At 42.6% G+C, this 12,679-nt stretch carries 14 protein-coding genes; 5 read left to right on the forward strand and 9 right to left on the reverse strand.

Annotation, left to right across the window (positions count from 1 at the left end):
- Positions 1–271: 271 nt before the first annotated feature.
- Complete coding sequence (locus B7E06_RS19775; RefSeq protein WP_082235598.1) at positions 272–811, forward strand: NADPH-dependent FMN reductase; 540 nt, start codon at positions 272–274, stop codon at positions 809–811.
- Between the two features lie 38 nt (positions 812–849).
- Here the strand turns inward: B7E06_RS19775 and B7E06_RS22295 are convergent, their stop codons facing one another.
- From B7E06_RS22295 to B7E06_RS19795, 4 genes are all read right to left on the reverse strand, one after another.
- Entirely contained in the window at positions 850–1,443 is a 594-nt protein-coding gene (locus B7E06_RS22295; protein WP_281249132.1) for a lytic transglycosylase domain-containing protein, read from the reverse strand.
- Positions 1,444–1,606: 163 nt separating this feature from the next.
- Positions 1,607–2,491: a diacylglycerol/lipid kinase family protein gene (locus tag B7E06_RS19785; protein WP_342743648.1), complete on the reverse strand. Its 885-nt coding sequence runs from the start codon at positions 2,489–2,491 to the stop codon at positions 1,607–1,609.
- Between the two features lie 23 nt (positions 2,492–2,514).
- Complete coding sequence (locus tag B7E06_RS19790; RefSeq protein ID WP_082235600.1) at positions 2,515–2,946, reverse strand: GNAT family N-acetyltransferase; 432 nt, start codon at positions 2,944–2,946, stop codon at positions 2,515–2,517.
- A 16-nt stretch (positions 2,947–2,962) separates the two neighbouring features.
- Complete coding sequence (locus B7E06_RS19795; RefSeq protein ID WP_082235601.1) at positions 2,963–3,235, reverse strand: GNAT family N-acetyltransferase; 273 nt, start codon at positions 3,233–3,235, stop codon at positions 2,963–2,965.
- Positions 3,236–3,336: 101 nt separating this feature from the next.
- Here B7E06_RS19795 and B7E06_RS19800 point away from each other — a divergent pair, with 101 nt between their 5' ends.
- Complete coding sequence (locus tag B7E06_RS19800) at positions 3,337–4,119, forward strand: carbon-nitrogen family hydrolase (RefSeq protein ID WP_082235602.1); 783 nt, start codon at positions 3,337–3,339, stop codon at positions 4,117–4,119.
- A gap of 784 nt (positions 4,120–4,903) precedes the next feature.
- Here B7E06_RS19800 and B7E06_RS19805 read toward each other — a convergent pair.
- The gene (locus tag B7E06_RS19805) at positions 4,904–5,977 is read right to left on the reverse strand and encodes a nitric oxide synthase oxygenase (RefSeq protein ID WP_082235603.1); all 1,074 of its coding nucleotides are present in this window, start codon (positions 5,975–5,977) and stop codon (positions 4,904–4,906) included.
- A gap of 65 nt (positions 5,978–6,042) precedes the next feature.
- Positions 6,043–7,371: a CoA-disulfide reductase gene (locus tag B7E06_RS19810; RefSeq protein ID WP_143414528.1), complete on the reverse strand. Its 1,329-nt coding sequence runs from the start codon at positions 7,369–7,371 to the stop codon at positions 6,043–6,045.
- A 131-nt stretch (positions 7,372–7,502) separates the two neighbouring features.
- On the opposite strand from B7E06_RS19810, the gene B7E06_RS19815 reads away from it, so the two are divergent.
- Positions 7,503–8,678: a pyridoxal phosphate-dependent aminotransferase gene (locus B7E06_RS19815; RefSeq protein ID WP_082235604.1), complete on the forward strand. Its 1,176-nt coding sequence runs from the start codon at positions 7,503–7,505 to the stop codon at positions 8,676–8,678.
- A gap of 113 nt (positions 8,679–8,791) precedes the next feature.
- On the opposite strand, the gene B7E06_RS19820 is transcribed toward B7E06_RS19815, so the two are convergent.
- Both B7E06_RS19820 and B7E06_RS19825 read right to left on the reverse strand, forming a co-directional pair.
- Positions 8,792–10,246, reverse strand: a complete 1,455-nt coding sequence (locus B7E06_RS19820; protein WP_082235605.1) for an aldehyde dehydrogenase family protein — start codon at positions 10,244–10,246, stop codon at positions 8,792–8,794.
- A gap of 66 nt (positions 10,247–10,312) precedes the next feature.
- Positions 10,313–10,765 (reverse strand): GNAT family N-acetyltransferase, encoded by a 453-nt coding sequence (locus B7E06_RS19825; RefSeq protein WP_179134102.1) that lies wholly within the window; start codon positions 10,763–10,765, stop codon positions 10,313–10,315.
- A 184-nt stretch (positions 10,766–10,949) separates the two neighbouring features.
- Between B7E06_RS19825 and B7E06_RS19830 the strand changes: the two genes are divergently transcribed.
- Both B7E06_RS19830 and B7E06_RS19835 read left to right on the forward strand, forming a co-directional pair.
- The gene (locus tag B7E06_RS19830; RefSeq protein ID WP_082235606.1) at positions 10,950–11,843 is read left to right on the forward strand and encodes a cation diffusion facilitator family transporter; all 894 of its coding nucleotides are present in this window, start codon (positions 10,950–10,952) and stop codon (positions 11,841–11,843) included.
- A gap of 3 nt (positions 11,844–11,846) precedes the next feature.
- Positions 11,847–12,161 carry an ArsR/SmtB family transcription factor gene (locus B7E06_RS19835; protein WP_082235607.1) on the forward strand — a complete coding sequence of 105 codons (315 nt, stop codon included), beginning with the start codon at positions 11,847–11,849 and terminating at the stop codon, positions 12,159–12,161.
- 38 nt (positions 12,162–12,199) lie between these two features.
- Here B7E06_RS19835 and B7E06_RS19840 read toward each other — a convergent pair whose 3' ends face one another.
- Positions 12,200–12,625 (reverse strand): pyridoxamine 5'-phosphate oxidase family protein, encoded by a 426-nt coding sequence (locus B7E06_RS19840; protein WP_082235608.1) that lies wholly within the window; start codon positions 12,623–12,625, stop codon positions 12,200–12,202.
- Positions 12,626–12,679: the final 54 nt, after the last annotated feature.

Below are 12,679 nucleotides of genomic sequence, written 5' to 3' on the forward strand. Positions count from 1 at the left end.
AGTCGGTGCAACGGAAAGATGAAGCAGTCAAAGAACAAAAAGAATAGCCGCCAGCTTATCTTTCATATTTACCTCTGGAGAAAGAAAACATTTAATAAGAAACGGTTCAATGTTAACCAGAAATTTTATTCTTCACCAAAGCTTCCTCAAATAACTTCTCTTTTCCTTCTTCTGTCACAATTGCTTATTGCCTACGTATGATTTAACATAATGAGTATCAGCCACATATTATATCAGGCACCATCCGAACGAACAAAGGAGAGACCTTGTCATGAAGATTCTGCTTCTTAACGGCACAATCGTCGGCAGTAAAACAAAATCACTGTTAAATGAAATCGAAAGATATATTCATAAACTAAATAAAGGCTACGAGACCTCTATTATTTACTTAGAAGATTACCAAATGGAATTTGTAGATGGGCGCCCTGTTGAGGAATATAATGAGGAAATGCAGCAGCTGATCCGTCAGGTGGAAGAAGCGGACGCTTACGTGATTGCTACACCGATTTTCCAAGGGTCAATTCCCGGCACTTTAAAAAACCTTTTGGACGCTATTTCTCCAAGGGCTATGCGTCATAAGCCTGTCTCGATTGTAGCCAACGGAGGAACACTGCAGCATCATCTAGTCATCGAAAATCAGTTGAAACCAATCCTTAACTATTTCCGCTGCCTTGTGACCCCAAATTACGTGTATACCCACACTAATCATTTTTCTACTCAAGGTGAATTAATCGATGAAGACGTTCATAATCGGCTTCGGGAAATGACCGACGTCTTTCATCAGTATATTGAAATGAGCAAAAAAATTTAAAATAATATCCCTCCTTGATTTAAGGAGGGATATTTCTTTTATCCGAGCACTTTCCTTATGTAATTTTGCGTTTCTTTAAACGGAGGGATGCCTTCATATTTATCAACATTTCCCGGTCCTGCGTTATACGCAGCTAAGGCCATTTCCTTATTACCATTATAACGGTCGAGCATTTGTTTAAGATATTTTGTTCCACCAATAAGATTTTCCCATGGGTCAAGAGAGTTCTTTACACCAAGACCTGCTGCAGTTTTTGGCATAAGCTGCATTAACCCTTGAGCACCGGCAGGGCTGACAGCTTTAGGATTAAAATTAGATTCAGCCTTAATCACGGATCGTACGAGGTTTTCATCAAGATCATTCACCCTTGCTGCTTTGCTTATTAAATCGTTTAAAGAAGAATTATCTGATGCTTTCAGTTCTGAATTTACGGAAGGCTTTTGAACAGGGGGAAGAGGCTGCATAAAAGCATTTGGGCGCATTATTCGTAAGGCAGGTGCTGAAACAGCTTCTGTCTGATTCAGATATTGCTGAAATGATTGAAGAATTGATTGAAACTGGGCGCTTGAGCCCGGCGTAGTTTGCGAAGGCCTTTCTTGCTGCTTCAACGATATGGCCTGCATATGTATCATTGATTGCACCCTGCTATATTCCATTTGTTCACCCCGACTCTCCTGTTTTCTTTATTTTACCGGAGCTGAAAAAAATAGACAACTAGATCTCCGTTTCAACCCGAAAAAACTAAAAGAGCCGGAGGATTATTCTTTCAAGAGCCTCCCTCACCTGAAGAGGCTGCTATTTTACAATCACTTCTATATGCTCTGGTTTTACCTCAATAGACACAGGAAGCTCGTCTCCCTCTTCACCATCCACATTTGTATGAAGGTTTTTATCGGATGATATTCGAAGCTTCTTCGCTGTGAAATACTCCACATCCTTATCGTTTTTAATGCTTCCTCTTAATACTGATGTAATGATAGAAGCCAGCCTGATCATATTAACTTCTTTAATTGCATAACAGTGTAAAACTCCGTCATTCACCTTTGCCTCCGGGGAAAGCCGTTCAAATCCACCCGTTGATTTCGTTAAAGCCGCCAGGAATAAAAAGGAATCCCCTTCCCAGACTTTATCATCATATTCTACGCTAAGCGGATAGGATTGACTGGAAGCCAGTGTTTTAATCCCTTCAATAAAGTAGGCGAGAGAACCAAATTTCGTTTTCTGTTCAGGAGAAACTTCAAAGGTAGCCTCTGCAATAGCCCCTACGGCTACAATATTCACAAAATATTGTTGGTTAAATTTCCCAACATCTACTTTCTTCGTACGGTCTGACCGCAGAACTTCAATGGCTTCCTCAGGGTTAAGAGGCAGGTCTAACGCTCTGGCAAAATCATTGACGGTTCCTAAAGGAATGACGCCCAGTCTGGGACGATGAGCTTGACCCACCATTCCGTTAATCGTTTCGTGGAGCGTCCCGTCTCCTCCTAAGGAGACGACTAAGTCTATTTCCCCTTCACAAGCTTCTATACAATAATTGGTGGCATCAAACTCTTTTTTCGTCTTCACCGTCTGAAGCTCATAGTCTTTCTCTCGAAGAATCTCTTCTATTTTATCTACATAATGAACCGCTTCTTCCTTACCGGAAGAAGGGTTCACAATAATCATAGCTTTCTTAGGCAAAAGCGCCCCTCCTTGCTTGCTTCCTATTTGGCAGTATGAATTTTTATATGATTGAAAGTTTGAAAGAATTCCCTTCCATAGCTGCCAGGTACTTCTGCATGGATGCTTTGGATGTTCTGACTTTCCATCCAGCTTCTCATGGATGCCATAAGCTGTGTTCCGATGCCTTCACGTCTGTAAAATTCCTCAACGTATATTTCACGAATCCACCCTTCAGTGTCTTCGAGCGTTCCAAAAATATAGCCGATCATACGTCCTGCCATTTCAGCAACAAAAAGACGTCGATCCGCTTGATCATTAAATAAGTGTTCAGCCGCCCAGTCTTTTCTTTCTCTTAACTGCTCTGTTCTCTGCGGTTCACCCATCTGTTCATCGACAAGCTTTGCCCAGTCAATAGCATATCTTGTTACATGCACTAAGTCCTTAGGCTCCGGCTCTCGAACAAGAACCGACATAAAATCGCCCTCCTATTTATTTCTCCAGCACATCCTGAAATTCAGAGTGTTCATCGATCACTGTCTTCGCGAATGAACATACAGGTTTAATTTTTAAGCCATGCTCTCTGGCGAAGTTAACGGCATTTTCCACCAGTTCTGTAGCCAGGCCTCTCCCTTGCTCTGTTTCCGATACTTGTGTGTGAGTAATAACCATGAAGGATCCTTCTTGCTCATAAGCCAGTTCTGCCACTCTCTGCTCATTATCTTCTATATAAAAAATTCCATTGTCTCTTTGTATTGTTTTCACAGATATTCACCCTTTCTTCACTTATATACCCGTAACCTTTTAAGGCTATTCAATGATTAGAGGAAATTAATTTGTTAGAATATAAAAAAAGAGGTGAAACGATGACAACTACTATTGCTATTATTCAAATGGATATCGAGTTTGGCGATCCTGAAACAAACCGTAATAACGCTCTGCCCCGTATAAGAGAAGCCGCCGAAAACGGTGCAGAAATTATCCTGCTCCCTGAGCTGTGGACAACAGGATATGATCTTGAACGTTTTGATGAAATTGCTGAACCTTTAGATGGACCCACCCATAAAATGATGGCCGATCTTGCAGAAGAATATGGGGTAACTGTTGGAGGATCAGTGGCCGAGGATGATCATGGCGATTACTACAATACATTTGTCGCTTATAACCACGAGAGAGACATGGTCCTTAAATACCGTAAAGTCCACCTGTTCCGGTTAATGAACGAAGAGAAATTTCTTCATGCCGGATTTCATAAAGGAAACTTTGTTGTCGGTAATACACTTGCAGCAGGGGTTGTATGTTATGATATTCGTTTTCCAGAATGGATTCGCACTCATATGTTAAATGGAGCCCGCGGGCTTTTCGTCGTGGCGGAGTGGCCAAAGCCGCGTGTCGAGCACTGGCGCAATCTGCTGATCAGCCGAGCGATTGAGAATCAATGTTTCATTATCGCCTGCAACCGGACAGGTGCCGATAAGAACAATGAATTCGGCGGGCATTCCATTGTTATTGACCCTTGGGGGAATGTAGCGGCTGAAGCTGGAGATGGTGAAGAAATCTTATATTGTGAGGTCGATTTTTCCCGGGTAGAAGCAATTCGTGAACAGATTCCTATCTTCCAGGACCGCCGGCCAGACTTATACGAATAATAAATAGGGCTGCTTAGTCGTTAATGACTCTAGCAGCCCTTAGTTTCTAAGATGCTGTTCCGGTTGCCTGAATATGGAGAACCGGGCCTGGGGAAAGACTCGCTTTCCATGGGCGAACGGTGAGCTTCCTCGGGCTTTTAGCCCTCCGGGATCTCACCCTGTTCTTTCCTCCCATAGGAGTCTCGCCGTTTCCCCTGGCCCTTTATGTTTTTTGGGGTCACAGAACACTGAGTAAGAAATGACGATTTCCTTACTCAAATTACAGCGTTCCGTTTATACGCCCAGTGGTAAAGAGGCTGGGAAATGGCGAGACTCCTGCAAGGAGATAGAGCCGTGGTGAGATCCGCGAGTGCAACGAGCTAGCTCACCGGCTCCCCGCGGAAAGCGAGCTATTTCCCAGCCGCGTTTCTCCACTCATAATAAACGGAACCGACTGTTTTCCCTGCAGAAACAAGAGAAATGACGAGACTCCTGCAGGGAAATAGAGCCAGGATGAGATCCGCGAGTGCAACGAGCTAGTTCACCGGCTCCCCGCGGAAAGCGAGCTATTTCCCAGCCGCGTTTCTCCACTCATAATAAACGGAACCGGCTTTTTTCGTTCCAGAAACAAAAGAAATGTCAAGACTCTTACAATGGAGATAGAGCCAGGGTGAGATCTGCGAGTGTAACGAGCTAGCTCACCAGCTCTCCGTTTAAAAGCGAGCTATTCCCCAGCGTTGATAAACGGAACAGCTCGTTCTTTTTCACCATTGAGAGAACGAGAAACACGAAAAGCCGGAGACGATCACTCCGGCTTCCAATCTTTATAGGCTTTTTCCTGGTAAAAATAATTAGGTGAATCCATCCGATTATTAAATGACTGGTGAAAGACCTCTGTTGTAGCTGGGGAAACAGGCGGAATAAGCCATGTCCAATCGCCTGTGGCTTCCCTTCCGCACTGTATCTCTTTATTTTGAAACAGCTGAAATTGTTTAGCTGCACTGTGGTGATCTACGATGCTGACTTTATCCTCTTTATAGGAATGAATAACGGCCTGATTGAGTTCAATTAACGCCCTGTCCTTCCAAAGAGACGTACTCCTTCTCGTATTAAGTCCCATTGCTTCTGCAACTGCCGGAAGCATATTATAACGGAATTCATCAGCAAGGTTTCGAGCTCCAATTTCCGTCTCCATGTACCAGCCGTTAAAAGGAGCCGCTTTGTAATTTACTCCGCCGATTTCAAGCCTCATATCAGATATAATCGGTACGGCATACCATTTTAAATTGAAATCAGCAAACCAGTCATATTCAGGATGACGAAGAGGTACTTCCACAATGATATCTTTTGGGATTGAAAACCATTTAGGAGGACGATTTCCTATTTGAATAACGAGTGGTAGAACATCAAAGCTGGTCCTTTCACCTTCCCAGCCAAGTTCCCGGCACTTAGTTGTAAATTCAACAGAAGCTGGATCGCCAATAATACCTTCTTCATTTTCATATCCTGCATAACGAATCAGCTGGTGATTCCATATTTTTATTTCTAATTCAGGGTTGAAAACACTGATTGTGGAACGCACTTTTCCTTTGTTTGTTGCATATTCGATATGATAAAATAACGCATCACGTATCTCTTCTTCGGTTTTTAAGCCGCGGCAGTCCTGAACCTGAAGGCTGTCCCAAAACAGCCGGCCGATGCAGCGGTTACTGTTTCTCCAGGCTGTCTTCGCCCCATACTCCAGCTCTTCAAATGTATGATCATACATTCCTGCATGCTTAATCGAATCCTTGACTTCAGCTATCCTCTTTTCTATTTGCGAGGACTTCCCCAGTTCTGTGTAACACTGATGTATAAAAGCTTCTGCTTCCTGCTGCATGACTCTATCCCTCTCATAGTTCTTTTGCCCTTATACTACCACAAGCAGAGGAAATACTTCGAAGGTTATGTTGCTTTTCTTGCTGCCTGCTGGATAGGGTCCCACACACTGTTATACGGTGGAGCATAGGAGAGGTCCAAGTCAAGAAGTTCATCAATTGTCATTTCATGATAAAGGGCTGTAGCCAGGACATCTGTCCGTTTGTCTACACCTTCTTCACCAATAATCTGCCCTCCTAGTAGCTTTCTTGATTTTTCATTGTACAAAAGCTTCAAGGTTATTTTGTTTTTAGCATAATAACCAGCGGCATGGGTAGATTCGACAGAAACTGTTCGATAAGGTATATGCTCCTGCTCCGCTTCACGGCAGGATATCCCTGTACGCCCCAATGTCAAAGAGAAAAACTTTAGGATTGAGGTACCAGTAATGCCCTGGAAACTTTTATGGATATTCACCATATTTAAACCGGCAATCTGGCCTTGCTTATTCGCATGAGTTCCAAGGGGTATGTAATCATGTCTCTCTTTTATTCGGTGATATTGAGTAGCACAGTCTCCAGCCGCATAAATATCCATAATACTCGTTTCCATAAAGCTGTTTACCTGGATGGCATCATTATAGCTTTTATAAATCCCTGTACCTTCGAGAAACTTTGTATTTGGAGTAACTCCAACTGCAAGAAGAACATGGTCACATGTATACTTACCCTTATCTGTGATTACACTTTGAACTCTTTCCTCACCTTCAAAGCCTTCGACTGACTCTCCAAGAGAAAGCTCTATGCCATTGCGATCAGCTTCTTCATGAATGAGAGCGGACATTTCAGGGTCAAAAATCTTTGCAAGCTCTCCGCTTCGATCAATTAGTCGGACTTTTTTCCCTAAGTTCACGAGGTTTTCTGCCATTTCCAGTCCGATATAGCCTCCGCCTACGATCGCGACACGCTCGACACTTTTATCTAAGTCTCTCATAATCGCCTCTGCATCCGGGATAGTTTTTAAAGGAAAAATGCCTTCAAGATTAATTCCTTCCCACGGAGGCAGGATTGGATCCGCACCTGTAGCGATCAAAAGCTTGTCATACTTCACTTCGAATTCCTTTTCTTCCTCGTGATCATACCCGTGAACAATCTTTTGATCACAGTCCACTTTTGTCACTTCCTGATGAATTCTTGCATCAATTCCATGCTTCTCCCGAAAGGTGTCAGGAGTGCGGGCAATTAAGTCTTCAGATGAATTGACCTCTCCTCCTATTAAATAAGGAAGCCCGCACTGGCCATATGAATACACTCCTCCTCGTTCAAGTGTAATCACTTCATGCCCTTTACTATTTCGAACGATCTGCATCGCTGCACTCATTCCGGCAGCATCCCCGCCGATAATTACAATTCGCACATCCATCACTCCTTCTAACATAGTTATACCCTTAAATTGTCACGCTAAAAATCCGCCCTTTACAAATTCATCCCCCCACGTTAGTATGAATTATTAAACTTTTCAAAAAACGAATCGGAAGGTAGGAGTCTATGAAACAATTCAATCAGTCTGAATCCATAAAACGGTTGCCTGATCAGTTTTTTGCCAAGCTTGTTGACAAGCTGAATACATATCGTAAGCAAGGCCATGATCTTATTAACCTGGGACAGGGAAACCCCGATCAGCCAACCCCTGACCACATAGTTGAAGCCTTACAAAAAGCTGCCGAAAATCCTGTCAATCATAAATACCCGCCTTTTCATGGGTTTGATCACTTAAAGGAAGCAGTAGCTGCGTACTATAAGCGTGAATTTGATGTCGATGTGGATCCAGAAAAAGAAGTAGCCATTTTATTTGGCAGTAAAGCCGGACTCGTGGAACTAAGTCAATGTTTTCTAAATCCGGGGGATATTGCGCTCGTGCCTGATCCCGGCTATCCGGATTACTGGTCAGGCGTAGCTCTGGCTGACGGAGTCATGGAGCCGCTGCCGCTTCTTGAAGAGAATGCATTTCTTCCGGACTACAGCGACATTGATCCGGAAGTTCTAAAGAAAGCGAAGCTTATGTTTCTTAATTATCCTAATAACCCTACTGCTGCTGTTGCAAACCGTGAGTTTTTTGAAGAAACGATTGAAGTAGCTGATCAGAACGATATATGTGTCGTTCATGATTTTGCTTATGGCGCCATCGGTTTCGATGGGGACAAGCCTCTAAGCTTTTTAGAAATGCCAGGAGCTAAAGATGTTGGAGTTGAAATATATACAATGTCGAAAACTTATAATATGGCAGGATGGCGAATCGCTTTTGCAGTTGGAAATCACAGTGTTGTCGACGCCCTCGAGCTGATCCAGGATCACTATCACTGCAGTCTTTTTGGAGCGGTCCAGGATGCAGCGGCTACAGCACTGCTTGAATCCCAGAAATGTGTGGAGGATTTACAGAAAACCTATGAGGAGCGCCGTAATATCCTACAGGAAGGGCTGCGGGAAGCTGGCTATGAAACGGCTCCTTGTAAGGGATCCTTTTTTATGTGGCTGAAGGTTCCTGATGGTTTTACTTCTGAGACATTTGCCGATGCCCTTCTCGAAGAAGTGGGACTGTTTGTCGCTCCCGGCATTGGATTTGGAAAGTATGGAGAGAACTATGTAAGGATAGGACTAAACAATTCTCACGAAAGCTTAAAGGATGCTGTCCAGCGGTTTAAGAAGTTCAAACAGCAGACATAGAAAATCCGCCGAGGCGATATGTCTCCGGCGGATTTTTCATGTAGTTTTAAAAAAGCGCGTGAACTATAATATCTCACGCGCTTTTTACACTCTTTGAGTCTCTCTTTCTATACTTAAAACGGAAACTCCCGATAACCATCCATTACACCAATCCACTTCACAGTTGTAAACTTATCAAGTGCCCACTGGCCTCCGAATCTTCCAAGACCTGACTCTTTTTCTCCGCCAAAAGCAACGTGGGCTTCATCATTTACAGACTGATCATTAACGTGAATCATTCCTGTTTTGACCTGCTTGGCGACTTTCACTCCGCGCTCTATATTTTCTGTAAAAACAGAGCCGCTTAATCCGTAAGGTGTATCATTGGCTACTTGAATGGCCTCTTCTTCATTCTTCACCTTTATAATGACAGCTACCGGGCCAAACATTTCATTTTTAGCCGCCGGCATATCATTTGTTACATGGGTGAAAAGTGTCGGTTCGAGCACATTTCCGTTGACGTTTCCACCTGTAATCAACTCTGCGCCTTGATCCTTCGTTTTCTGGATTTCATCCTGAAGCCGCTCGACCGCGCCTTTATTAATCAGTGGACCAATTACAGTGTCTTGATCTTCAGGGTTTCCTGCTTTTAAGCCTTCAACTTTCTCCCTAAAGGCATCGACAAACTTGTCATGAATGTTCTCATGGATAATGATCCGGTTTAAAGACATACAAATCTGGCCCTGGTGAAGGAAATTTCCGAAGGTTCCTGCTTCTACTGCCTTTTCTATATCCGCATCATCGAGGACGAGCATTGCATTGTTGCCGCCAAGTTCGAGTGCCGTATCTTTTATATGCTTCCCGGCAAGCTCTCCGATATGGCTTCCGACTTCAGTTGATCCTGTAAACGAAATAAGTTTTGCCGAAGGATGTGTAACAAATTCATCACCAATTTCAGAACCTCTCCCGACGACGACGTTTACCGTTCCTTTTGGAAATCCTGCTTCTTCCATTAAATCAGCAATAAGAAGACCTGAAGTTACTGGTGTATCAGATGCAGGTTTAATAACGATGGTGTTTCCTGTCGCTAATGCAGGAGCAGCTGAGCGCATGGCTAAGTGAAATGGGAAATTCCATGGCCCGATGATTCCTACCACTCCCTTAGGCGCCCGATAGACTCTGTTTTCCTTTCCGGGAGTATTCGACGGCAAAATCTGGCCGGTCATTCTGGTTGGAAAAGAAGAAGCTTCTTTTGTTATAGCCATTGCCGCTTCGAATTCCACCTGGGCTTTCACCTGAGTACTTCCAGCCTCTTTCGTCAGCCAGTCGATAATTTCGCTTTTTCTATCTTTCATTACGGTTATCAGCTTATCAAAATACCCTTCAACTTCGGCAGGGGGCAGCCCTTCCCAATTACTCCTTGCATCCTCTGCTGCCTGATAGGCTTCATTTAAATCTTCCGCATTTGCTGAAGGAATCGTTGTAATTGTTTCATTTGTATAAGGATTTATATTTTCAACAGTTTTCTCACTGGATCCTTTTTTCCATTCTCCATTGATGTATTGCATTGCCCACTTCTGTGAACTCATTAAAAATCCCTCCCAAAAATAGGTTCACAGACAAATGTTCCCGACTACTATTCTTGATTAAACATTCTAACGCGCAGGAGGCATTTTCAATACCATATCTACATGGGGAATATTATCTTCCAGATAAACGTCCGTTACTTCTTCGAAACCGAATGATCGGTAAAAATCTCTTAAGTATTCCTGTCCATGAAGCTGAACAGCAGACACTTCCCATTCATAAAGCGTCATTAGCGCCGTATTCATCAATTTTCTTCCATAACCTTTTCCTCTAGCTTCCTGTGTCACTAGTACACGTCCAATTGAATAATATTCGTCCGGTTTTTCTGGCGGAACGATGCGACAATAAGCTACAATATCGCCGTTATCTTCCTTCCATATATGTGTACACTCCTCATCCCGTCCATCAACTTCCTCATATGGACAATTTTGTTCAACAACAAAAACCTGTGTACGAATTCGAAGAATGGTATATAGCTCTCTTTTCGTTAAATCATCAAACATTTTTTTATTCCAGCCCACTTAAGAACCTCCTCTGGTGCAATTAGTATCAGATTGCCTGTTCGTTTAAATTATATACCTTCGGGTAAATTAAGGTAGCCAAAATTTGTCCATTCCCCCCTTAGATGTAATCACTTTATATTCATTCTATATTATGATATTTATGAACACATACACACATATTGAAATAAGGAGGCGGTTTAGCTTGGGACATCACCATCATCAGGACCATACAACCGGAAACATTAAAGTAGCATTTTTTCTTAATTTTTTCTTTACTATTATTGAGTTAATTGGCGGTATTTTAACAAATAGTATGGCTATTATTTCAGATGCTCTGCATGATTTAGGGGATTCCCTGTCATTAGGACTCGCCTGGTTTTTACAAAACTTTTCAAAAAAGCAAAAAAACCAGCAGTTCTCGTTCGGTTATAAGCGATTTTCTTTATTGGCCGCTTTAATTAACAGTACGGTGCTAATAATCGGCTCCTTCTTTATTTTAACTGAGGCTGTACCCAGGCTGCTAGATCCACAGCAGCCCCATACTGTTGGAATGATGGGGCTTGCCGTCCTCGGTATTTTTGTGAATGGAGCAGCAGTTTTTAAACTTCGCAGCGGTGAATCAATGAATCAGAAAGTTATCAGCTGGCACCTGCTGGAAGACGTTCTCGGGTGGGCAGCCGTGTTAATTGTCAGTATCGTAATGACGTTTGCCGACCTGCCCATCCTTGATCCAATTGCGTCGATTTTAATTACCCTTTACATTTTATATAATGTTATCCTTAACTTAATTAAAACGATGCGTCTGTTCCTTGAGGCAGTACCAGAGAATATTAATTTAAACGACATTATTCGTAAGATTCAGCAGCTTCCATCTGTACAGTCCACCCACCATACTCATTTATGGTCACTCGATGGAGAGCACCATGCTTTTTCCACACATGTCGTTGTGCCTGCCTCTTCAAATAAAGAAGATCTATGCGCTATTAAGGAACAGGTGAAACAGGCAGTAAGTCACATTCATCTCGATCATATGACGATTGAAATCGAATATGAGGATGAGTACTGTTCGATGAAAGAAAATGAAAAAGGAGGCTGACCTATGGATGACCACCCTTTTTACTCCAAAGACTTGGACGAAGAAACATTGTTTGTCGTCACCCAAACCTTTAAAGCTCTATCAGATCCGACGAGGGTGAGAATCTTAAACCTTCTCTTTGAAAAAGAGTATAGTGTGAACCAAATTGCTGAGAATCTTCACCTCAGACAATCTACCGTTTCCCACCAGCTGCGTTTCTTAAAAAATTTAAGACTTGTGAAATACCGCAGAGAAGGAACCACTATGTATTATTCCCATGATGATGAACACGTCATTAATGTGCTCCAGCAAATGATTCAGCATGCCCTGCACCACTAAAAAAGCTGCTTCCCACAATGAAGGGAAGCAGCTTTTTCTTACATTTCTAAAGTTTGCGGTGTTTTCTCTTCAGCGTTCATCAGGCGTATCGTTTCAGGGTAAATTTCAAGCACGATATATTCAGGATCTTCTTTTCCGTTAAACCATCGATCCATATGGTCATTCCAAAGCCAATCTTTAATTTTTTGATCTTCCCTGATTTTTGCCTGGCCTTCTACTTCAAGATAGGTATCCCCAAAGCCTTCTCCTTCATAACCAAGGAGGATATGGACATTTGGGTTCTCATCAATTTCATCAGCCTTGTGAGTCTCTCTGTTAGTCGGAGTGTAAAACGTGAACTCATCATCATTTGAAAACGTCATATAACGAGTATGCGGCTTTCCCTGCTTTACAGATGCCAATGTTCCGATTTTGTGCTGCTCCATAATATCATATATTCTCTTCTTTAATTCTTCTTGATTCAAAGTAATTCTCCTTTCTAAGTAAAAACTTATCTTTAGTTTTCCTGTAAAAAGGAA

This window comes from Halobacillus massiliensis (assembly GCF_900166625.1).
GTDB classification, from domain to species: Bacteria; Bacillota; Bacilli; order Bacillales; family Halobacillaceae; genus Halobacillus_A; species Halobacillus_A massiliensis.